General features: G+C 57.8%; 19 protein-coding genes and 2 pseudogenes. 20 read left to right on the top strand and 1 reads right to left on the bottom strand.

Annotation, left to right across the window (positions count from 1 at the left end):
* Positions 1-101: 101 nt before the first annotated feature.
* The 7 genes and pseudogenes from GF1_RS12545 to GF1_RS12515 form a co-directional block, all read left to right on the top strand.
* Positions 102-434: pseudogene (locus tag GF1_RS12545) on the top strand (Crp/Fnr family transcriptional regulator); the annotation flags it as partial.
* A gap of 221 nt (positions 435-655) precedes the next feature.
* A complete protein-coding gene (locus GF1_RS12540; RefSeq protein WP_267926889.1) occupies positions 656-2,035 on the top strand; it encodes a DUF294 nucleotidyltransferase-like domain-containing protein in 1,380 nt (459 codons plus the stop codon).
* Positions 2,036-2,104: 69 nt separating this feature from the next.
* Positions 2,105-2,815, top strand: a complete 711-nt coding sequence (locus GF1_RS12535; protein WP_267926888.1) for a 3'-5' exonuclease — start codon at positions 2,105-2,107, stop codon at positions 2,813-2,815.
* Positions 2,816-3,146: 331 nt separating this feature from the next.
* On the top strand, positions 3,147-3,404 hold the full coding sequence (locus GF1_RS12530) for a DUF4212 domain-containing protein (RefSeq protein ID WP_267926887.1): 258 nt from the start codon (positions 3,147-3,149) through the stop codon (positions 3,402-3,404).
* A 15-nt stretch (positions 3,405-3,419) separates the two neighbouring features.
* Positions 3,420-5,189 carry a sodium:solute symporter family protein gene (locus GF1_RS12525; protein ID WP_267926886.1) on the top strand — a complete coding sequence of 590 codons (1,770 nt, stop codon included), beginning with the start codon at positions 3,420-3,422 and terminating at the stop codon, positions 5,187-5,189.
* Positions 5,190-6,002: 813 nt separating this feature from the next.
* Positions 6,003-7,271, top strand: coding sequence for a group II intron reverse transcriptase/maturase (gene ltrA, locus GF1_RS12520; protein ID WP_267926322.1), 1,269 nt, complete (start codon positions 6,003-6,005; stop codon positions 7,269-7,271).
* A gap of 339 nt (positions 7,272-7,610) precedes the next feature.
* On the top strand, positions 7,611-8,126 hold the full coding sequence (locus tag GF1_RS12515) for an isochorismatase family protein (RefSeq protein ID WP_267926885.1): 516 nt from the start codon (positions 7,611-7,613) through the stop codon (positions 8,124-8,126).
* Positions 8,127-8,271: 145 nt separating this feature from the next.
* On the opposite strand, the gene GF1_RS12510 is transcribed toward GF1_RS12515, so the two are convergent.
* Positions 8,272-9,168 carry an IS1595 family transposase gene (locus tag GF1_RS12510; RefSeq protein WP_267926293.1) on the bottom strand — a complete coding sequence of 299 codons (897 nt, stop codon included), beginning with the start codon at positions 9,166-9,168 and terminating at the stop codon, positions 8,272-8,274.
* Between the two features lie 164 nt (positions 9,169-9,332).
* Between GF1_RS12510 and alaS the strand changes: the two genes are divergently transcribed.
* From alaS to GF1_RS12440, 13 genes and pseudogenes are all read left to right on the top strand, one after another.
* Complete coding sequence (alaS, locus tag GF1_RS12505; protein WP_267926884.1) at positions 9,333-11,993, top strand: alanine--tRNA ligase; 2,661 nt, start codon at positions 9,333-9,335, stop codon at positions 11,991-11,993.
* Positions 11,990-13,239, top strand: a pseudogene (locus GF1_RS16525) (beta-ketoacyl-[acyl-carrier-protein] synthase family protein). Before alaS ends, GF1_RS16525 begins: the two are co-directional and overlap by 4 nt.
* A gap of 76 nt (positions 13,240-13,315) precedes the next feature.
* The gene (locus GF1_RS12490; RefSeq protein WP_267926881.1) at positions 13,316-13,567 is read left to right on the top strand and encodes an acyl carrier protein; all 252 of its coding nucleotides are present in this window, start codon (positions 13,316-13,318) and stop codon (positions 13,565-13,567) included.
* Positions 13,568-13,572: 5 nt separating this feature from the next.
* Positions 13,573-15,027 (top strand): phytoene desaturase family protein, encoded by a 1,455-nt coding sequence (locus tag GF1_RS12485; protein ID WP_267926880.1) that lies wholly within the window; start codon positions 13,573-13,575, stop codon positions 15,025-15,027.
* A gap of 97 nt (positions 15,028-15,124) precedes the next feature.
* Positions 15,125-16,531, top strand: a complete 1,407-nt coding sequence (locus GF1_RS12480; RefSeq protein ID WP_267926879.1) for a phytoene desaturase family protein — start codon at positions 15,125-15,127, stop codon at positions 16,529-16,531.
* 244 nt (positions 16,532-16,775) lie between these two features.
* A complete protein-coding gene (fabG, locus tag GF1_RS12475) occupies positions 16,776-17,513 on the top strand; it encodes a 3-oxoacyl-ACP reductase FabG (RefSeq protein WP_267926877.1) in 738 nt (245 codons plus the stop codon).
* A gap of 62 nt (positions 17,514-17,575) precedes the next feature.
* Positions 17,576-17,920 (top strand): hypothetical protein, encoded by a 345-nt coding sequence (locus GF1_RS12470; RefSeq protein WP_267926876.1) that lies wholly within the window; start codon positions 17,576-17,578, stop codon positions 17,918-17,920.
* 51 nt (positions 17,921-17,971) lie between these two features.
* A complete protein-coding gene (gene fabZ / locus GF1_RS12465) occupies positions 17,972-18,433 on the top strand; it encodes a 3-hydroxyacyl-ACP dehydratase FabZ (RefSeq protein ID WP_267926875.1) in 462 nt (153 codons plus the stop codon).
* Between the two features lie 5 nt (positions 18,434-18,438).
* Positions 18,439-19,239, top strand: coding sequence for an enoyl-ACP reductase FabI (locus GF1_RS12460; protein WP_267926874.1), 801 nt, complete (start codon positions 18,439-18,441; stop codon positions 19,237-19,239).
* 9 nt (positions 19,240-19,248) lie between these two features.
* Positions 19,249-19,482, top strand: coding sequence for a YkvA family protein (locus tag GF1_RS12455; RefSeq protein WP_267926873.1), 234 nt, complete (start codon positions 19,249-19,251; stop codon positions 19,480-19,482).
* A 30-nt stretch (positions 19,483-19,512) separates the two neighbouring features.
* Positions 19,513-20,559, top strand: coding sequence for a 3-oxoacyl-ACP synthase III (locus GF1_RS12450; RefSeq protein WP_267926872.1), 1,047 nt, complete (start codon positions 19,513-19,515; stop codon positions 20,557-20,559).
* Positions 20,553-21,428 carry an alpha/beta fold hydrolase gene (locus GF1_RS12445; RefSeq protein WP_267926871.1) on the top strand — a complete coding sequence of 292 codons (876 nt, stop codon included), beginning with the start codon at positions 20,553-20,555 and terminating at the stop codon, positions 21,426-21,428. Before GF1_RS12450 ends, GF1_RS12445 begins: the two co-directional genes overlap by 7 nt.
* Complete coding sequence (locus GF1_RS12440; protein WP_267926870.1) at positions 21,421-23,076, top strand: fatty acid CoA ligase family protein; 1,656 nt, start codon at positions 21,421-21,423, stop codon at positions 23,074-23,076. Before GF1_RS12445 ends, GF1_RS12440 begins: the two co-directional genes overlap by 8 nt.
* Positions 23,077-23,078: the final 2 nt, after the last annotated feature.

The following is a 23,078-nucleotide window of genomic DNA, read 5'->3' as shown; positions in this document are numbered from 1 at the left end:
GCTCCACCACCGAAACGTTCCGGGGGGCATGCCCCCCTGCACAGGGCTTAACGACACAGGCAGGGGCTGTCCCCTGCCTGTTCTGTTTTCAGGAGAGGTTCATGGCTCCAGTTTCCAGTGATGTCCACGCGGTGGCACCGGACGTGGTGGTTGAGTTTTTTCAGAAGATCATGCCCTTCAAGGAGCTTGACGAGGCTACGCAGCGCGATATTGCCCGTCATGTCCGGGTGGACTTCTATCCCAAGGGAACCCGGCTGCTTACGGCCGGGGAAACCGAAATTACCCATCTCTATCTCATCCAGAAGGGCGGGGTGAAGGCCTTTATCACCGATGACGAAGGGGAGGTCACCCTCAAGGATTACCGGGGCGAGGGTTCCTACATCGGTGCCCTGGGCATCATCCGTGGCACCCGGGCCAACCTCCATATCGAAACCGTGGAAGACACCTTCTGCTTCCTTTTGCCCCGGGAGGTGTTTCTCGAGCTTCTCCACAGTCAGCCCGGGTTTGCCCAGTATTATCTCAAGAGCTTTTCCGAAAAAGTCGTCCACACCGCCTATTCTGAGCTTCGGCGTCACAAGATGACCCGTCGGGGGAGGAAGATCTGTATCTTTTCTCCATCCAGGTTGGGGATATCGTCAAGCAGGATCCCCGCAAGGTGGCTGTCGGCACCTCGGTGCAGGATGCGGCCCGGGCCATGGCCGACTACCGTATCGGCTCGCTCCTGGTCCATGCCGCTGAAAATGAAGATGAGATTGTCGGTATCGTCACTGACCGGGATCTGCGCAACAAGGTGATCGCCGCCGGGCTGGATTTCCGGGTGCCGGTGGAAAAGATCATGTCCTCTCCCGTGGTCACGGTGCTGTCCCAGTCCATCTGCTTTGATGCCCTGATGAAGATGATGTCCACCGGAGTGCATCACCTGGCCGTGGAACGCAAGGGACGCATCATCGGGGTGGTGACCTCCCACGATATCCTGCTTCTCCAGGGCAATTCACCCTACGCGCTTTTCAAGGAGGTCCGCAAGCAGCAGGAGATCCAGGGCCTCTACCCCCTGTCCCAGAAGATTCCCGATGTGATCCGCAACCTCATCAAGGAAGGGGCCAAGGCCGGCAATATCACCCGGATGATCTCCATTCTAAACGATCAGATCCTCGAGCGGCTGCTCACCCTGCTGGAAGACGAGCTCGGGCCGCCGCCGGTGGAGTACTGCTGGCTGCTCATGGGTAGCGAGGGACGCCGGGAGCAGACCTTCCGTACCGATCAGGATAACGCCATCGTCTATGCCGACCCGAACAATGATAAACAGCGTCAGGAGGCACAGGATTATTTCACCCGTTTTGCCGCAAAAGCCATTGATCACCTGGTCAACTGCGGCTATCCCCTCTGTCCCGGCGATATCATGGCCACCAATCCAAGGTGGTGTCAGCCACTGTCGGTCTGGAAGGAATATTTCAGCCACTGGGTGGCGGCACCAGAGCCAGAGGAACTCCTCAATGTGACCATTTTCTTCGATTTCCGGGCCGGATACGGGGCCGCGGCTCTGGCCGAGGACCTGCGGCAGTATCTCGGCGAGATCACCCGCCGTCAGGAGATCTACCTGCTGCACCTGGCAAGGGAATGCCTGGCTGCCCGGGCCCCGCTTTCTTTTTTCAAGAATTTCATTGTCGAGAAAAACGGCGAGCATAAGAACAAGCTTGATATCAAGCGCAGCGGCCTGACCCCGTTTGTCAACTTTGCCCGGGTCATGGCTCTCAAGTATGGGGTGCGGGAAACAAATACCCTGGCCCGGCTCCATGTCCTGGCCGACGAAGGCCATATCTCCCGGGACCTGTGGGCCGAGGCCAGCGAAGCCTACGAGATCCAGATGCACCTGCGTCTCATTCACCAGCTCCATCAGATAGAAGACGGGGTGCTGCCGGATAACCATATCGATCCAGCCCAACTGTCGGATCTGGAGAAACGGATGCTGAAAAACGCCTTTCAGGTTATCGACCAGCTCCACTCCGTCCTGAAAAATATCTTCCCGGTCAGCTGACGGTGATGCAAGCAGCAAACAGTCAAGCCGCGGGTACCTGAATCAGGACGGGGAGAGTTCTGCGATTAGATGAAGCTCTTTGAAAAAATCCCATGGCTGCGCAAACCCCATCCTGTCATCCAGCGCAACCGGGAGCTCTTTGCCGAGTTCAGCCAGGCCCGGCCGCTTGGAGAGTATACCTTTGTGGTCTGTGATACCGAGCTGACCGGACTGAACCGGCGTCGCGACGAGATCATCTCCATCGGCGCGGTACGGATCGTCAACCTGCAGATCGAGCTGAGCCAGACCTTTCATGAGTACATAAGGCCTGAAAACATTGATCCCAACGAGGCCACCCTGGTGCACCGGATAACGCCCCAGCAGCTTGTCGCGGCGCCACCCATGGAAGAAGTGCTGCCCAGGTTTGTGGAGTTTCTCGGTGATGCCCTTCTGGTGGGTCATTTTGTCGGCATTGACATGCATTTTCTGAACAAGGCCTGCCGTCGGACCCTGGGCGGTACCCTGTCCAACCCCAGCGTGGATACCATGCGCCTGGCGCGGGGCTACAAGGAGGCCTGCTGCAGAGATTTTTATGGCCGATGCGATACGTCCACTTCATATAACCTGGATGATTTGAGCCGGGAGTTCAACCTGCCCCGTTTCAAACCCCATGATGCCCTGGAAGATGCCTTGCAGACGGCCTATCTTTTTCTTTTTCTGGTGAAAAAGCTTAAAGATGGCGGCATACGTACCCTGAAGGATCTCTACCGCTCCGGACGCACCCTGGGGCTGGTATCGTGAAGCGACACCGGTTGGCTGTCGGGCCGGGGTGGCAGAAGATTTCTGTTTGATGAAATCCGGCCAGCAGTCAGGGTTCTGGACGTATAATGGCCTATTTTCTTGACAGGTAAGATGAAAAAAGGATACATTCCAGTTTCCCGGATTATCAGCCAGAAGGTGTTGCCGCAGAACAGACAGTGCGCAAACAGCCAATCAGGTTTCTCGTCCGGGAGTCGCGCTGCGGTCGGGGAGTCCGCAGTCGATAGTCGGGCCACTGCTCAGTGGTTCGGTTTCAAGACAGGGGAAATTCCATTGCCCGTTTATCTCATAACAAAGAAAAGGAGGAGAAAGTATGCGTACAGATGACTCTATCGCCTACTGGAAGGCGAATATCCGACTCGTCATCGGATGTCTCATCGTCTGGTTTATCGTGTCCTACGGATGCGGTATACTGCTGGCCGGGCCGCTCAATGCGATTCGGCTCGGCGGATATCAGCTCGGGTTCTGGTTTGCTCAGCAGGGCTCAATCTACACCTTTGTTGCCCTCATCTTTTTCTACGCCTGGCGTATGAATCAGCTTGACCGCAAATTTAACGTCCATGAAGATTGAGGAGGGGAGTAAATCATGAGCCTGCAATTAATGACCTATCTTGTTGTCGGGGCGACTTTTGCCCTTTATGTCTTCATCGCGATCAAGGCCCGGGCCTCCACCACCGGTGAGTTCTACGTCGCCGGTAAGGGTGTCCATCCGGTGCTCAACGGCATGGCCACCGGTGCAGACTGGATGTCCGCGGCCTCCTTTATCTCCATGGCCGGTCTCATTGCCTTCAAGGGCTTTGACGCCTCTGTCTATCTCATGGGCTGGACCGGCGGCTACTGCCTGCTTGCCATGCTGCTGGCCCCCTATCTTCGCAAGTATGGAAAATTCACCGTGCCCGAGTTCATCGGTGACCGCTACTACTCCAATACGGCCCGGATCGTGGCGGTTATCTGTCTTATCACCGCTTCGCTGACCTATGTTATCGGCCAGATGAAGGGTATCGGCGTGGCCTTTTCCCGTTTTCTTGAGGTTCCGTTTGCCACCGGCCTGCTGGTGGGTATGGCCATTGTTTTTGTCTATGCGGTTCTCGGTGGCATGAAGGGTATCACCTACACCCAGATCGCCCAGTACTGCGTACTCATCTTTGCCTATACCGTGCCGGCCATCTTTATTTCCCTCCAGCTCACCGGAAATCCGGTCCCGCAGATCGGCCTGGGTTCCACCATGGCCGACGGTTCCGGAGTCTATCTGCTTGATAAGCTCGATCAGGTGCTCGTTGATCTCGGGTTCAAGGCCTATACGATCCAGAAGGGGACAACCATCAACATGTTTCTCCTGACCCTGTCCCTGATGATCGGTACCGCCGGCCTGCCCCATGTCATCACCCGGTTCTTCACCGTGCCCCGGGTTAGGGATGCCCGTTCCTCCGCCGGCTGGGCACTGGTCTTCATCGCCATTCTCTACACCACGGCTCCGGCTGTCGGTGCCATGGCCCGGCTGAACCTGATGAACACCATCCAGATCGGTGAAGTCGGCTCCCCGGACGGCAATCTGAAGATCTCCGATGTCCCTTCCTGGTTTGTCAACTGGGAAAAGACCGGCCTGCTCAAGCATGAGGACAAAAACAACGACGGCCGCATTCAGTACTACAACGACAAGAACAAGGAATTTGCAGCCAAGGCCGAAGCCTGGGGCTGGAAGGGCAACGAGATGACCAAGGTGGACCGGGATATCATGGTTCTGGCCAATCCGGAAATCGCCAACCTGCCCAACTGGGTTATCGCCCTGGTTGCCGCCGGTGGTATCGCCGCAGCTCTGTCAACGGCTGCCGGGCTGCTGCTGGCGATCTCCTCGTCCGTTTCCCACGACCTGCTCAAGGGTGTCTTTGTTCCTGACATGACGGAGAAGAATGAGTTGCTGGCCTCCCGTATCTCCATGGCTGGTGCCATCCTGGTTGCCGGGTACCTGGGACTCAATCCTCCCGGGTTTGCGGCCCAGGTTGTGGCCCTGGCCTTTGGTCTGGCCGCCTCCTCGATTTTCCCGGCCATCATGATGGGTATTTTCTCCAAGCGGGTCAATAACACCGGTGCGGTTCTGGGGATGCTCTCCGGACTTGGTGTGACCCTGGTCTACATCTTCTGGTTCAAGGGCTGGTTCTTCATCAAGGGAACCGCCATGCTGCCCAACACTCCGGATAACTGGCTGTTCGGAATCTCTCCCGAGGCCTTCGGTGCCGTTGGTGCCCTGATCAACTTTGTTGTCGCCCTGGTGGTCTCCAACATGACCAAGGAGCCGCCCGAGCATATTCAGGCCCTGATCGAGGATATCCGCGTACCTGGATCTTTTTCCAAGTAAAAGGCGTTCTTTCAGGGGTTCCGGCCCCTGAAGACAACCGGTGGATCATAGCGCCCCGGCTCTTCGGAGCCGGGGCGCTTGTTGTGTTTGCCCGGCATGGCGGGCAAACCCAGCCTGCGGAACGCAGGCGTCACCCCGACCAGGGGGAAGACAATCCGAATCGCAAGGGCGTTGCTGGCAACGGCAGGGTCTGAAGGAAGCGATAGGAAGTGAGCGGTACATAGCGTAAGTGAACCTGATTCGGCGTCATAGGTGGGTAAGCGTGCACAATAGCGTGAAGCCCGATACCTGGTCAGACCTTTGGCGTGATTGAGGATGGGATTGCTCACCGGGAGTTCGCCTTAACCGGGGAAGCCTCCTAGCGTACTTGCAGTACGAGAGTTAAGGAAGGTTCAAGGAGAGATCCAAGGCCTACCGAAGCGGTGGGAGGTGGCAGATGATTCCGTAGTAGTGATGAAATCCCGGCCGGAGAAGCCTGGTAACAGCGTGGAGGATAAAACCGGGATGACCTGTCAGCGTTGTTTGACAGGGGCTGGTATTTGCCAAAAGCGGTATCAGTTGCGAAGGGATGAAGTTTATTTGAAGGTTCCCTGAAGATCATGGAGGTCTGGAGTCAGAACACAAGCTGCCCGACGGGGCGGGGCACATTTTCGGCGGTATGCTGTGAGAGGCCGTCTGCTGATTTTGGCCGTTCATCGGAGTAACCTGAACAGTTGAGCGTACATTGCCCATTGGGATAGAAGGCGCTCTCATTTGGGTGAAGACCCGGGGATTCCAGGCAGAAGTGGAGGGATGGGGACGCAGGACAGGAGCATGGTTGACGTTTGGTACAGTCTGTATGACCGGATGCTGAGCAGGGACGCTCTGCACAAGGCGTTTGGGAAGGTGAGGTCTGCGAAGGGAGCTGCCGGAATAGACGGCCAGTCCATCAAGGACTTTGCCGCATCAGCCGAAGCCAACATCGACTGTCTCCTGAAGGAACTGTGGGAAAAGAGTTACCAGCCACTGGCCGTGCGCCGGGTAGAGATACCCAAGCCAACCGGAGGAGTTCGGTTGCTCGGTATTCCAGCAGTCCGTGACCGTGTAGTGCAGCAGGCACTGCTCGACATTCTCCTGCCGATATTCGATCGGGATTTCCACCCGTCGAGCTATGGCTATCGCCCAGGCCGCAGTTGTCATCAGGCGATATCCAAGGCGACGATGTTTATCCGTGACTACGATCGAAAGTGGGTAGTTGATATGGATCTGTCCAAATGCTTTGACACCTTGGACCATGATCTCATCCTCAGCGCCTTTCGTCGCCGGATCAGGGACGGGAGTATCCTCGGTCTCCTGGAGAAGTTTCTGAAGAGCGGTGTAATGACGGATTCGGGATTTACGGCTAGCGAGATCGGCAGTCCACAGGGCGGCGTGATCAGCCCTCTGATAGCCAATGTGTATCTCGATTCTTTTGATCAATTCATGAAGAATCGTGGCCACCGAATAGTCCGCTATGCGGACGATATCCTGATTCTGTGCCAATCAAAGAAAGCGGCCGAGAATGCTCTTGAGCAGGCACGGCACTATCTTGAAGGAGAATTGCTGCTGACTGTCAACCGTGAAAAGACCCATATCTGCCACAGCAGTCGGGGCGTAAACTTTCTGGGAGTATCCGTATGCTCTCAGTATACGCAAATCCAGCGAGGCAAGATTAAGTCTTTCAAGGCAAAGGTCAAGGCAATGACCCGGCGTAATTCCCCGGTGAATCTTGAGAAAGTGATTGCAGATCTCAATCCGCTCTTGAGGGGATTTGCCAACTACTTCCGGATAGCGAACTGCACAGGAGAATTTTCAAGGCTGATGAGATGGATTCGGAGAAGACTGCGAGCCATCCAGCTGAAATTGTGGAAGAAGCCCAATCGGCTTCACCGCAGGCTGAGGCAGCTTGGATACAGGGGGAAGTTTGATGCGATCAAAATGAACTCCTGGGCCAATGCGGCAAGTCCTTTGAGCCATTATGCCCTGCCCAACGGATATTTACACCGGGGCTTGGGTCTCTTTGATCTTGGTGCTGTATCTACTGGAATCTCTGTTTCAATATGAAGGAAAATAAACAGGAGCCGTATACGAGACCCGTACGTACGGTTCTGTGAGAGGGATGAGGCAAGCGTAATTAACTTGCCTCACCCTACTCGATTTGGGCCTGCCATCCGTTCCCCGGTGGCTGCCCGGGATCGGGGCTGCCAAGAGGATCGCGGCTGGAAAAATTATCCCTTAATCGTATATTCTCCTGTTTTTCTGTTGCAAATTCCTGGCACTGCCACTAAAAAAGCCGGTATTCTACGCGATCCGTAGTTTGAACAATAAATCCAGTATGCAGGTTACGTCCGTTGGTATGCTATGAAACCGGTGTTTTTACGTCCAGAACAGTGCTGCCTGTACGTGGTTGATCCCCAGGAACGGCTGATGGCCCATATCCACGGGGCCGACCGGGTGGTGAAAAATATTGGCCTCATGATCCATCTGGCCCGGGTGCTCGAAATACCCATTGTCGCCAACACCCAGTACCGGAAGGGGATCGGTCCCATTGTCCCGGAACTTGCCGAGCTGTTGCAGGATGTGCCATGCCCGGATAAGGTGGAGTTCAACGGGTTGGCCAATCCCGATGTCGGCCAGATCCTGGCCGGGCTGGAGCCCGAAGTGGATACGCTGCTGCTCTGTGGAGTGGAAACCCATATCTGTATCTACCAGACCACCATCGGCGCGCTGCAGGCCGGGTATCAGGTCCGGGTCGTGGCCGATGGCATCTCTTCGCGCACACCGGCAAACGATCATCTGGGACAGCAACGGCTCCGGGAACTGGGAGCGGTGCTGGCACCGGCGGAAATGATCATTTACGAGTTACTGCGCAAGGCCGGGACTCCGGAGTTCAAGGCCATGCTGCCCTATTTGAAGTAAGGGGCCTGGTAAGGGTGTCATGGCGCCCGGCGGCAAGACAGGCCCAGGTGGGGTTGGCCGACGGAAAAACAGCATCGCCCGGGACACGAAATTTTCCCCCTTTTAAGTTAGTCGTGCTCTTCGCGTATTATAAATAATATGGCTCTTAACCAAATTCAGCTTTAGTCACCGGAACATGGGCCAAGCAAGCGTTGAGCAAACGCATGGGCAATTCCGGCTCCCAGAATCTTCGATTGAATCGGTAACAGAATTCGTCCAGATATTCTTGCAGATACTTGAGGCTTACCCCATGAAAGGTGCCCGTAAGAAAGGCTTTCATATTACCGATGATCACATGGACCATAGGCAACCATTTGGCGGCTTCCTCTGGTGGTGTAATCTTTTTCTCATGCTGCTGGCTCGTTCCAACCACAGTCAGAGCCGGCAAAGCATCGGTTTTAACCTTTTGCCCGGTAAGCAGCTTTCTGGTAAGGAAAGACTGCACCGTATCATGGGAAATTGTCTCCACAGCCTTCATAGCCGTAAAGCCGGCACCTTTATCCGGGTGCATTTCAACCGCCACCAGTACAGGCTTTTTACCTTCTGCACCTCGCCCTCGCTTGCCGGATCGTTTGCCACCTACATAAGTATCATCGAGTTCAATAAACCCTTTAAGGCGGTATATGGAATCGCGATGAGCCATGGCCATCCGGATTTTTCGCAACATTCGGTATGCGGTCAGCCAGGAAACACCCAGGTGCTTGGCAAGACGCAGAGCAGAAATGCCACCCTTATCGGAGGCGGTGAGATAAATTGCCCAGAACCATTTGACGAGTGAAATTTTTGTGGCATGAAAAATTGTACCAGCGGTGATGGACACTTGGTGGCGACACTTGGAGCATTGGTAGAGATGTCTGGTGGAAATATAGCTTGCTTTTCGGCTGCCGCATCTTGGGCAGAAAAAGCCATCCGGCCATCGCACTTTTGCCAACTCGGCCGCACACGCTTCTTCACTGCCAAATTTTTTCTGCCACTCCAACAAGGAGACTGCTGGCATCTTCATAACAAGACCTCCTTCAAGCCGGTATCTGCTTGATCTTGTTATAAATATAAGCATTAGCTGAAAAATGTTAAGAGCCATAATAAATAATAAATATGCTGATGTAACTTCATGAATTGACTCATAACTCAACTCACAACTCACTTCCAAGAACTCACAACTCAAATATGACTGGTAACGAAATACGTACACGGTTCCTCGAGTACTTTAAACAAAAGGGCCATACCATTGTGGAAAGTTCCTCCCTGGTTCCCCATGACGATCCGACCCTGCTGTTCACCAATGCCGGCATGGTCCAGTTCAAGCGGGTGTTCATGGGTGAGGAGCAGCGAGACTATGTGCGGGCCACCACCTGCCAGCGGTGTGTCCGGGCCGGTGGTAAGCATAATGACCTGGAGAATGTCGGTCATACGGCTCGGCACCATACCTTTTTCGAAATGCTGGGCAATTTTTCCTTTGGCGACTATTTCAAGAAGGAAGCCATTGAGTATGCCTGGGAGTTTCTGACCCGGGAGCTGGGTCTGGATCCTGAGCAGCTCTGGGTTTCGGTGTTCCGGGACGATGACGAGGCCTATGAACTCTGGGAACAGATCGAGGATCTCCCCAAGGGAAGGATCGTTCGGCTCGGTGAAGCCGATAATTTCTGGGCCATGGGTGATACCGGTCCCTGCGGGCCCTGTTCGGAGATCCACATCGATCAGGGTGTGGAGGCAGGCTGTGGCAGGCCGGAATGCGCGGTGGGCTGCGACTGTGACCGGTTTCTCGAGCTGTGGAATCTGGTTTTCATGCAGTACTATCGGGATGAATCCGGCAAGATGACCCCCCTGCCCAAGCCGTCCATAGATACCGGTATGGGGCTTGAACGGGTGGCAGCAGTCCTCCAGGGTAAATTGAACAATTTCGATTCCGACCTGTTCACGCCCATCATCGACCATATTGAAAAGATTTCCGGCCGCAGGTACAAGGCGGACAGCAACGACAACGTCTCCATGCGGGTTATTGCCGATCACGCCCGGGCCACAACCTTCCTGGTCTCCGACGGGGTACTGCCCTCCAACGAGGGGCGTGGTTATGTCCTGCGCCGGATCATGCGCCGGGCCATCCGCTTTGGCCGGGCCCTGGGACTGTCCGGGCCATTCTTTGCCGGGGTCTGCGCCCTGGTGGCGGACTTGATGGAAGAGGCCTATCCCCATCTGCGGGATGCCCGCCAGCTGCTGGACAAGGTGGTCAACAACGAGGAAAACCGTTTCGGTGAGACCCTGGACAAGGGGCTGGCCATGCTGGCTTCGGAGATAGAGCGGCTGCAGAAAGAACAGGGTGACAGGGCCTGCATCGATGGGCAGTTTATCTTCAAACTCTACGACACGTACGGTTTTCCAGTGGACATTGTCCGGGACGTGGCCCTGGAAAAGGGTATTGCCTTTGACGAGGCCGGGTTCAACGCGGCCATGGAGCAGCAGCGGGAACAGTCGCGTAAATCGTGGAAGGGCACTGATGTGGATCACCTTGACCAGGGTGTGCTGGAGCTTCTGGAACAGGGGAGACAGAGTCAGTTTGTCGGCTACTCCAATCGGGAGATTCACTGTACCGTCGAGGGTATTATCAATGAGCGCGGTGAACTGGTGGAGCGGGCCGGAGAAGGGGAGCGGGTTCAGGTTTTCAGCCCCCGTACCCCCTTTTACGCTGAATCCGGTGGCCAAGCCGGCGACCGGGGAGCGATCATCTGGGACGGCGGCGAGATGGAAGTGGAGACTACCCGGTCCCCGGTGGAAGGAATAACCCTGCACGAAGGGGTTATCACCAAGGGTGAGCTCCAGAGCGGGCAGGCCGTGACCTTGGCCGTTGCCGGGGACAGGCGGGTGGCCACTGCCTGCAACCACAGTGCGACCCATCTCCTCCACGCCGCTATGAAACGGGTGCTGGGCGACCATGTCAAACAGGCCGGCTCCCTGGTCGAACACGATCGGCTCAGGTTCGATTTCACCCATTTCTCTCCGGTTACCCCGGAGGAGATCCAGGCCATTGAGCAGCTGGTAAATAGTCAGATCCGGCAAAATATCCCGGTGCAGACCTCACTGCTCAAGCGCGATGAAGCCATAAAGGAAGGGGCTACTGCCCTGTTCGGCGAGAAGTATGGTGACGAGGTGCGGGTGGTTTCCATGGGTGATTTCAGCAAGGAGCTGTGCGGTGGGACCCATGTGCAGGCCACCGGTGACATAGGATTTTTCAAGATCATCAGTGAAACCGGGATCGCGGCCGGCATTCGGCGTATCGAGGCAGTGACCGGCGACCGGGCCCTGGCCTGGGTTCAGGACCTGGCCAGCCAGGCCGCGGCCATCTCCGCGCTGGTTTCCGGGCCCCTGGATCAGGCGGCGGAAAAGATCGAATCTCTGCTGAAGCGCCAAAAGGAGCTGGAAAAGGAGGTCGCGCAACTGACCGCCCGGCTCGCCCTTTCCGATCTCGATTCCCTGCTGAACTCGGCTGTCGAGGTCGACGGCATCAGGGTGATCGGCGGTCAGGTCAAGCTGGATTCGCCGAAAACCCTGCGGGAAATCGGCGATAAGCTGCGCGAAAAAATGGGGTCCGGTGTGGCTGTCCTCGGTGGGGAATTCGGCGGCAAGGCCGCTCTGCTGGCCCTGGTCAGTAAGGATCTCACCGGCCGGATCAGGGCCGGGGACCTGGTCCGCGAGGTTGCCGCTATCGTCGGCGGTAAGGGAGGCGGCCGGCCGGACATGGCCCAGGCCGGAGGACCCATGCCCGATAAGCTGCCCGAGGCCATGAAGGCGGTGCCAGACATTGTTGCCAGGTTGCTGGGTGAAGAAAAATGACGGATCTTCAGGACGCGCAACGGATAGTTATCACCGGTGTCGGGCTGACCGCACCGGGCGGGGCCAATGATCTATCGGAGTTCCGCCGCCGACTGCTGGCCGGTGAGAGTGGGATTTCGACCATCGATCTGCGCTACATGGACCGGGCTCCGGCCGGTCTCTGCACTTTCCCCGAGACCCGCTATCGCAAGAAGAAGGAGAACAAGCGCGGCACCCGTGCCGGCTGTATCGGGGTGTTCTGCGCCGGTGAGGCCCTTGCTGATGCCGGGATCGATTTCTCTGTATACGACAAGGCCAGGACCGGCGTCTACATCGGGCTGACCGAGCATGGGACGGTGGAGACGGAAAACGAAGTCTACAACATCTCCCGCTTTGACTACAATGTGGACTACTGGACCCATCATCATAATCCGCGCACGGTCCTCAATAATCCAGCCGGTGAGATCACCATGAACCTCGGGATCACCGGGCCCCACTACTCCGTCGGTGCCGCCTGCGCCGCCGGTAACGCCGCCCTGATCCAGGGCACGCAGATGCTGCGGTTGGGCGAGGTGGATATGGCCCTTTGCGGCGGTATTTCCGAGTGTACCGGTTCGTTTGGCATCTTTGCCAGTTTTCGGGCCCAGGGAGCACTGGCAGAACACGAAGATCCGCAAAAGGCCTCCCGGCCCTTTGACCAGGATCGCAACGGCATTGTCATATCCGAGGGGGGTGTATCTTTGTCCTGGAGCGGCTGGACCGGGCACTGGCCCGGGGCGCACGGATTTACGGGGAAATTGCCGGTTATGCCATGAATTCAGATGCCCGTGATTTTGTGCTCCCCTATGGTGAGCGCCAGGCCCAGTGCATGGAACTGGCCCTGCAGCGGGCCGGGCTCGTGCCTGAGGATATTACCATCATAAATACCCATGCCACCGGCACCAGACAGGGTGATATCGAGGAATGTAAGGCGATCCGCGCACTGTTTGGCGACCTTGAGACCACCTGGATCAACAATACCAAGTCGCTCATCGGGCACGCCATGGGTGCGGCCGGGGTGCTGGAGCTGGCCGGTAACCTGCCTGCCTTTTCCGATCACATGGTGCACCCGACCATCAACCTGGACCGTCTTGATCCGGAGTGCGACCTGCCCACCATTGTTACGGGGAAGCCGAAACAGCTTGACAAGGTGGAGACAATTTTGAATAACTCCTTCGGCATGGTGGGAATCAACTCGGTGGTCATTGTCCGCCGGTTTGATCCCTGACCGGGGTCCAGACCCTGTGTCAGCCCGAAAGCAGAGAAAATGGATTTTTTTTGAGATATAACGTTAGAGGACTGGTATGACCCGTGATGAAATTAAGGATATGATCCTGGAGATCATTGAAGATATTGATGAAGATGCCGAGTTCGATGATCTTGATCCGGACAAACCGCTCCGGGACCAGCTGGATCTGGACTCCATGGATTTTCTCGATATTGTGATGGAACTCCGCAAACGATACCAGCTGCAGATTCCAGAGGAAGAATATCCTGAACTCAATACATTAAACAGCTGTGTCAACTACCTTGAACCGAAACTGAAAGACGCCTGAGCCTGGTGGCTGACCTTCAGACAAACCACCAGGTCGACGGTGCGGGCATGGATCTGCCGGCGTCGACCAGAAAAGGCACCACCACATCGTATCAGCTTGTCATTATCGGCGGCGGCCTGTCCGGGCTCGCCGCCGGAATTCGTTTTGCCCGTTTCGGTGGCCGGGTTCTGATCGTTGAGCAGCACGCCATCCCCGGCGGGCTCAACTCCTATTATTTCCGCAATGGTGTGCTCCTGGAGACAGGTCTGCATGCCATGACCAATTTTGCCCGGCCCGGAAACAAACAGGCCCCCCTCAACCGCCTCCTCCGCCAGCTCAAACTCTCCCGGAAAAAATTTGTCACCAGGGAACAGCTGGGTTCCGAGATCGTTTTTCCCGGGGTAACGCTGTGCTTTTCCAATGATCTTTCTCTGCTTGCCGGAGAAATCGAGCGCGTCTTTCCCGAGGCAAGAGACAGATTTTTCGATCTTGTCCGCTGGGTGGAGAGCTTTGATCCCTTTGCACCGGCGCCCTGGCGCTCGACCCGCGCCTTTCTCAGGGAGAAACTGAACCATCCCCTGCTCGAAGACATGCTCCTGCTGCCGCTCATGGTCTACGGCAATGCCGAGGAGCAGGACATGGACCTGGCCCAGTTCGCCATCATGTTCCGGGCCCTGTTTCTCGAGGGTTTTTTCCGGCCCGAGCATACCATCCGGGAATTCCTGCACAGCCTGCTGGCACAGTACCGACGGTTCGGCGGCGAAATCCGTTTCCGGACCAGGGTACAGAAACTGATCCGCAAAGGAGGAACCATACGTGCTGTGGTGCTGGAAGACGGGGAGGAACTGGCCTGCGAGGCGGTCCTGTCCACGGTGGGTATTCCCGGGACGGCAAAAATTTCCGGTTGGGACCTGGAGCGATCCAGGTACATCGGCCGGATGTCCTTCATGGAGACTATTTCCCTGCTGCCCGCGGCCGCGCGCGGTTCTCTTAAAAGCGACCGGACCATTATCTTCTACAATATGGAGGATACCCTGAACTACCGCAGGCCCGGGGCGCCCCTGGATCCCTCCTGGGGCGTGATCTGTTTCCCGGAGAATTTTCAGGGGTTGGAACCGGGTGAGCTGTTTCAGATCCGGGTGACCAATGCGGCCAATTTCGATCTCTGGAAAGAGGCGGACCGGGAAAGCTACCTGCAGATGAAGGAAAAATGGGCCCGGGAATCGGCGGTATCGGTCCGGAAAATCATTGGGAATTACACGCAGGACGTTGTATATCAGGATAGCTTCACGCCGGTGACCATCGAGCGGTTCACCGGAAAGGCCGCCGGCGCAGTCTATGGCAGCCCTGTCAAGATCAAGGACGGGCGGACGCCCTTTGCCAATCTGTTCCTGGCCGGCACCGACCAGGGCTACCTTGGTATTGTGGGCTCCATGCTCTCCGGCGTGAGTATCGTCAATCAGCATCTGCTGCGCCGATGATAGCCGTTGCCTGGAATTTTCAGGCCGGAGATGGTACAGGACATCGGCCCGGTCGGACGGCACGTGCAGAACCTCTACTTCACTGACAGAAAGTTTCATGCAGTTTACTCCCCTTGACAAGATCAAAGACTCCTATGACGTTGTGGTGGTCGGCTCCGGGCTCGGCGGCCTGACCAGCGCCAACCGGCTGGCCAGGGCCGGTCACCGGGTGCTGCTCCTGGAGCATCACCACCAGCTCGGCGGGCTGGCCGCCTGGTTCAAACGGGGCGGTCACATCTTTGATGTCTCCCTGCACGGATTCCCCTACGGCATGGTCAAGACCTGCCGCAAGTACTGGAACCGGGCGATCATGGACTCCATTGTCCAGTTGAAGAACATCGTTTTCGACAATCCCCAGTTCTCCCTGACCACCACCTTTGACCGCCGGGATTTCACTAATATCCTGGAGACGAAGTTCCGGATCCCGAGGACGGTGATAGAGGATTTTTTCACCACCGTGGGAAAGATGAACTTCTACGATGACCGGTCCATGACCACGAGGGAACTCTTTGAGAAGTTCTTCCCCGGCCGCAGCGATGTCCACCGGCTGCTCATGGAGCCGATCACCTATGCCAACGGTTCGACTCTGGATGAGCCGGCCATCACCTATGGCATCGTGTTTTCCAATTTCATGAACAAAGGGGTCTTCACCTTTGAGGGCGGGACCGACCGGCTGATCGGGATGATGGCTTCGGAACTGGTGAAAAACGGGGTGACCATCTGCACCCGGGCCAGGGTGGACAGGATCGTCCTCGATGGCGGTCGGGTACGCGGTGTGGAGGTGGGCGACCGGGTGATCGGCGCCGGTTGCGTGGTCTCCAACGCTGGGATCACCAACACCATCGATGAGCTGCTTGGCCCCGACCAGCTGCCCGGTGCTTTCCGGGACCAGTTCCGGCAGGTGCGGGTCAATAACTCCAGCTGCCAGGTCTATTTCGGGGTCCGCAAGGGCGAATCGTTTCCCGATGTGGGTGACCTGCTCTTCACCTCCACCGCGCCTGAGTTTTCTTCCGAGGAGATGCGGCGCCTGGATACCAGGAGCCGGACCTTTTCGGTCTACTATCCCAAGACCCGGCCCCAGCGACCCGATTACACGGTGGTCGCCTCCATGAATGCCAACTACGATGACTGGGCCGGTTTGGAGGGGGACAGGTATCGGAAGGCCAAGGAGGAGATGGCAGAGCGGTGCCTGAAGGATCTGGAGCGCTATATACCCGGAATTAGGGAAAAAATAGATACGGTGGAGACCGCCACCCCGAAGACCTTTCATCGCTACACCCTGCATACCCGGGGAACATCCTTCGGGACCAAGTTTGAGGGACTCGATATCTCCCGCTCCATCTTCAAGGTCGTGCCGGGGCTGTTCCATGTCGGTTCGGTGGGGATTATCATGTCCGGCTGGCTGGGGGCGATCAACTACGGGGTGATCGTGGCCAACGATGTGGATGCGTATCTGCGCAGTTAATACAGTACAGATGGCATCGCAAAAAGTTCGACCTGCAGCGTGGTAGCAGGTGCGGCCAATGCAGGGTGTGCCACATGTACGCCTCCACTTGGCCGACACCGCTACGCCTCGGAGTCTCACTCTGCTTGCTTGCCTGTATATCGAACTTTCGAAGGTCTCGCTTCGCTCGCTATCTGTGCTTAGCCATTTTTAAAGTGTGATGGATTTTTTATGGGGCCATCATTACAAAGAAGGTGTGAACGAGATGGATTTTACCGGGCAGAAGGCCATTGTAACTGGGGCTACCCGTGGCATAGGTCGGGCCATTGCCGAGGCCCTGCTGGCCAGGGGCGCCGTGGTTATCGGTGTGTACGGGGGCAACGATGAGGCTGCGGAGAGATTCAGGCAGGAATGCGGCCAGGGAGTTGACCGGCTGTTCCTCCACAAGGTGGATGTCAGCGATTACCAGGCGGCGCAGTCCTTTTATGCGGTCATGGAAGAACAGTTCGACACCATCGATATCCTGGTCAACAATGCCGGTATCCGCCGTGATGCGGTGGTGGCCATGATGAAGGAGGAGAACTGGCGCCGGGTCCTGGACATCAACCTGACCGGTGGCTTCAACATGTCCCGGTTCGTGATTCCGCTTATGATGAAGCAGAAATATGGCCGGATCCTGTTCATCACCTCGCCCATGGCCCATCTGGGCTTCCCGGGCCAGGCCAATTACGCTGCCTCCAAGGCTGGTCAGGTCGGCCTGATGAAGTCTCTTTCCAAGGAGGTGGCCAAACGGGGAATCACTGTCAACTGCGTGTCGCCCGGCTTTATAGCCACGGAGCTCATCGAGGACCTCACGGTGGACCAGATCAAGCAGTATAAAAGAATGGTTCCGGTGCGCCGCTTCGGCCGGCCGGAAGAGGTGGCCGAAGCGGTCCTGTTCCTGGCCGGCAGGAAGGCGGCCTATATCACCGGCTCGGTTCTCGACATCACCGGCGGACTGTAAAGGGGGCCGGCCGGAGTGCCGGTAAGGACACACCACGTCAGCAGGAGGTTGTACGCGCAATCATGATTATCTGGAAGGGCTGGGGCATACTGGCCATTGTCATTCCGCTGCTCTGCTCCCTGGGAGCGCAATTCATCATCGATGCCATCATGGGGGCCGGGTGGTACATGGAAGCCAGCTGGCCGATGCCCCTGGCGCTGGCATTGTCGGCGGTTTTCGTGTTCGTGACGGGAAAAAGGCTCAACAACAGGCCGGGCAAGGTCTTCATTGATCCGGAAAGCAACGAAAAGGTTGAACTGCGCAAGAGCCATTCCCTGTTCTGGATTCCCCTGCAGTACTGGAGTCCGGTTATCATTATCCTGGCAGGGTGGCTGTTTGCGGTCAAGGCCGGGTTGATTCCAAGCTGAAGGCTGCGCGGATAAGAAAACAGGCCGCGAAACCGGCCAGGGACAGATGAGATGGTACCCTCGAGACCAGGCAAGCTGATGCACGACAGGCGATACATACTGGAACGGATTCCCCACCGGCCACCCTTTCTCTGGCTTGACCGGGTGGTGGAGCTTGGCGCACATGATATTGTGGCGGAAAAGGATATACCCGCGGATCTGGATCTGTTCCGAGGCCACTATCCGGACCATCCGCTCATGCCCGGGGTTCTGCTCTGCGAGGCCGTGTTCCAGGCCGGGGCCCTGCTCGTAGGGATCCTGCTGGAAAAGGAAGGAAAAAAGGTGGATGGGGTGCCGGTGCTGACCAGGATTCAGGGCGCCAGGTTCAAGCGCGAGGTACGGCCGGGGGACACTATTTCAATCCGTGCCACCCTGGTGGAGCAGGTGGGCCAGGCCTGGTTTCTGAAAGGATCGGTCAGGGTGGGCGGCAAGGTGGCGGTGCAGGTACGTTTTTCCTGCGCCCTCAAGGAATAACAGGCGTGGATTTTTTACAGCTTCAGAATAAGAACATTGTCCTCTTCGGTCTGGCCAACAGGAAATCCCTGGCCTGCGCTATTGCCGGGGTGCTGGTTGAAAACGGTGCCCGGGTGATCCATGTGGTGCGCAGTGAAGAGCGGGCCCGGACCGCGCGCAGGCTCTTTCCCGATTGCCCGGTTTTCTGCTGTGACGTGGAGGAGGAGGCCAATATCATCCGGGTTCGCGACGAGATCGCGGCCATGGTCGACGGGCCGCTGGCCGGAATCGTGCACTCCATTGCCTTTGCCAACTACTCGGAGGGACTCAAGCCCTTTCACGAGACCCTGAAGAGGGATTTCCTCCAGGCCATGGATATTTCCTGTTTTTCCCTTATCAGCATTGCCAACCATTTCAGGGAGCTGCTGGACAGGGACGGCTCGGTGGTCACCATTTCCATATCCACTACCAGGATGGCGGCTGAGAATTACGGCTACATGGCCCCGGTCAAGGCCGCCCTGGAGTCATCGCTCTGTTTCCTGGCCAAATCCTTTTCCGCCTTCTCCCGGGTCCGGTTCAACGCCGTCTGCCCGAGCCTGCTCAAAACCTCGGCTTCGGCCGGCATTCCGGGCTATATCGACAGTTATCTCTTTGCCGAAAAGGTCATTCCCCGCAAGCAGGCGCTCAAGACCAGCGAGGCCGCCAATGTGGCGGCGTTTCTTCTCTCACCCCGTTCTTCAGGAATCAACGGCCAGTGCCTGGTGGTGGATGCCGGTATGGGGATGAACTATTTTGACCGGGAAATTGTTTCCAAAACAGTGGGCTGAGGGCGAACCATGTTGACCACACTGTCCAGGATCCTGGAAATGACCCGCCACGCGGTGGCCGTGTTCCGGGCTCCTGAGACGCCGCTGCCGGTCAAACTGCTGCTGGCCAGTGGGCTTGTCTATGTTATCTCGCCCTGGGACCTCATACCAGAGTGGGTGCCGGTGTTCGGTATGCTCGACGACCTTGCCCTGATGGCCCTTTTGATCACCTGGGCTTCCAGCTTTCGCATTGATTCAAAGTAACACCTGACATACAGTGGCTGACAACAGAGAGTGAACTGTACAATATCCTATAACAATGTCTGCCTGCACGACTTCGGCTACGCCCTGCCGCCAAACGTTGTGACTTCGGCCGCCCTGGAAGAGCGGCTTGGCCCGGTGTACCGGCGGCTTAAGCTGCCTGCGGGACGACTTGAACTGATGAGCGGGATCCGCAGCCGCCGGTTCTGGAATCCCGGTACCCGCCCCAGCCAGGGCGCTGCTCTGGCCGGAGAAAAAGCCCTGGCTGCGGCCGCTGTGGAGCGGCAGGAGATAGGCTGCCTGGTCTTCACCTCGGTGAGCCGGGACATGATGGAGCCGGCCACCGCCTCTTTCGTCCACCGGAGCCTCGCGCTACCCTCCTCCTGCCAGCTCTTTGATCTCAGCAACGCCTGCCTTGGTTTCCTCAATGGCATGGTCATGGTGGCCAACATGATAGAGCTGGGCCAGATCCGGGCCGGGCTGGTGGTGGCCAGCGAGACCGCCGAGGACCTGGTGGAGTCCACCATCAATCATCTGCTCAGCGATCAGGACTTGACCCGCCGTTCCATCAAGCCGGCCTTTGCCTCCCTGACCATCGGTTCCGGAGCCGTGGCCATGGTCCTTGGTGACCGGCGTCTTGTCGATACAGGCCACTACCTGGTCGGCGGAGCGATTCGGGCCAACACCGACCATAACGATCTCTGCCAGGGCGGCCAGAACAGCGAGCAGGGGGTGCTCATGTCCACGAATTCCGAACTGCTGCTGGAAAAGGGCGTGGAAACCGCCGCCGGCTGCTGGGAGGATTTTCTCGCCCAGCTGGAGTGGGAACCGGACACCATCGACCGGTTTTTCTGTCATCAGGTGGGCCGGGCCCATGCCCAGCTGCTGTTTGGCCGTCTGGGGCTGGATCCGGCAAAGAATTTTGAGACCCTGCCGGTCCTTGGCAACGTGGGCTCGGTTTCGGCCCCGATCACCATGGCCAGGGGGGTGGAAGAGGGTATTCTCTCGGCCGGGCAGCGGGCCGCCCTGCTGGGGATCGGTTCCGGGATCAACTCGCTCATGCTGGGGGTGCAATGGTAGCAACGCTGGAACTGGCCGGGTATCCTTTTCGGCCGAAAAGATATCAGCTCCGGGATGGCGCTGCCATGTCCTACGTGGACGAGGGACAGGGAGAGGTTGTGGTCATGGTCCATGGCAATCCTTCCTGGTCGTATCTCTACCGGGATCTGATCTCTGCCCTGGCGCCGCAGTACCGCTGTATCGCCCCGGATCATATCGGTTGTGGTCTGTCCGACAAGCCCCAGAATTACCCATACCGGCTCAGCCAGCACATCGACAACCTGGAAGCCCTGCTCGATCACCTGGATGTCCGGAGCTGCGTGCTGGTGGTGCATGACTGGGGTGGGGCCATCGGCCTGGGCTGGGCCGGGCGTCATGCGGACCGGGTGAAGGGGGTGGTGGTCCTCAATACGGCAGCCTTTCTCGCCAGGCGTATCCCCCTGCGGATCAGTCTTTGCCGCATGCCGCTGCTGGGACCGCTCATTGTCCGCGGCCTGAACGGCTTTGCCTGGCCGGCCACCTTCATGGCGGTTCGCCGGAAGATGCAGCCGGCGGTGCAAAAGGGTTTTCTCTATCCCTATGACAACTGGCAGAGCCGGGTGGCAATACTTCGCTTTGTCCAGGATATCCCCATGCATCCCCGCCACCCATCCTGGGAGACCCTGGTGGCCGTGGAGCAGGGGTTGTTCAGGCTGGTCGACAAACCCATGCAGATATGCTGGGGTGGGCGGGATTTCTGTTTCAACCGCTTTTTTTACAAGGAGTGGTGTCGCCGCTTTCCCGCCGCCCGGGCCCGTTATTTTCCCGAGGCGGGTCATTACGTGCTTGAAGATGCCGGGGAAGAGATCATTCCCCTGGTCCAATACTTTCTGATGTCCTGTCATGACTGAGTACAACATAGCCGGTGCCCTGGTCCGGGTCGCGGCGGACCGGGGAGACGAGATCGGCCTTGTGGTCCCGCAGGGGAACGGTTCGTACCGGAGCTGGAGTTTCGGTGAGTTGGAGCAGACCGCCCGTCGGTTTGCTGCCGGACTCAGAGATGTCGGGGTGGGGCAGGGTGACCGGGTCATGCTCATGGTTCGGCCGTCCATGGAGTTTGTCTGCCTCACCTTTGCCCTCTTTCGCCTGGGTGCGGTGGTGATTCTCATTGATCCGGGTATGGGCTGGAAGAACCTGCTTCGCTGCATCGGTTCGGTCCGGCCGGCGGTTCTTGTCGGCATCCCCCGGGCTCAGCTGCTGGCCCGGCTCTTTCCCGGCCCCTTTGTCACCGTGCGTTCACGCATCTGCGTCGGGTCGTCTCCTCTGCACATATTTGGTCACAGTCTGGCTGCCATCACCCCTGGTGCTCCAGCCGGGGATATCTTTGTTCACGCCGCCAGCGAGGATTCGGCCGCCATCATCTTCACCACTGGTTCCACCGGGCCGCCCAAGGGGGTTCGATACAGCCACGGGGTTTTCCACGCCCAGCTTCGCCTCATCCGCGATTACTACGGTATCCGGCCGGGGGATGTGGATCAGCCGGGATTTCCGCTTTTCGGACTGTTTTCCGTTGCCCTGGGGGCCCGGGCGGTGATTCCCGACATGGACCCCACCCGGCCGGCCCGGGTGGATCCGGCCCGGTTTATCCGCTCCATCCTGGATCAGGGGGTCACCTATTCCTTTGGCTCGCCGGCCATCTGGAACGTGGTCAGCCGGTATTGCCTGGAGCGGGGAATTCGCCTGCCGGTGCAAAAGATACTCATGGCCGGAGCACCGGTTTCCGGGGAGCTCATTGCCCGGGTGGCGAAGATCATGGCGCCGGGAGGGGAGATCCATACCCCCTACGGGGCCACCGAGAGTCTGCCCGTGGCCTCGATCACCGGCCGGGAAATACTTGCCGAGACCTGGCCGCAGACCCGAAAGGGCAAGGGCACCTGCGTGGGACGGCCCCTGCCCGGTATTGATATCCGGATCATGGAACCCGTGGATGGGCCTGTCGGTGATTTCAGGGTTGTACGGGAGATGGCGCCGGGGAAGATCGGCGAGATCATGGTCCGCGGGCCGGTGGTCACCCGGGCCTATGACGGCAACGAAGAGGAGAACAGGCAGGCCAAGATCCCGGACCGGGACGGTTTCTGGCACCGGATGGGGGATATGGGCTACCTGGACGACCAGGGGCGACTCTGGTTTTGCGGTCGCAAGGCCCATCGGGTCCTGACAGAGCAGGGGGTGCTCTACTCGGTCTGTTGCGAGGCCATCTTCAATGAGCATCCGTCGGTGTTCCGTTCCGCGCTGGTGGGGGTGGGCGAACCAGGAAAGCAGCGCCCGGTGCTGGTGGTTGAGCTGAAGGATAAAAAGATCGACAGGAAGGAGCTTGTGGGCGAGCTCCGGGCCCTGGCAGGGGCCAATGATCTGACCCGTGAGATAGAGACCTTTCTCGTTCATCCGGAATTTCCAGTGGATATACGTCACAATGCCAAAATATTTCGGGAACGGCTGGCCGAGTGGGCCGGGAGGAAGCTCCAGTCCGGTCCGTGTAGCCGGCGGGACGGACTCTGATA

Source organism: Desulfolithobacter dissulfuricans, from assembly GCF_025998535.1.
Lineage (GTDB): Bacteria > Desulfobacterota > Desulfobulbia > Desulfobulbales > Desulfobulbaceae > Desulfolithobacter > Desulfolithobacter dissulfuricans.
Note: the sequence above shows the minus strand (reverse complement) of the source record. Positions and strands in the feature narration are given on the sequence as shown.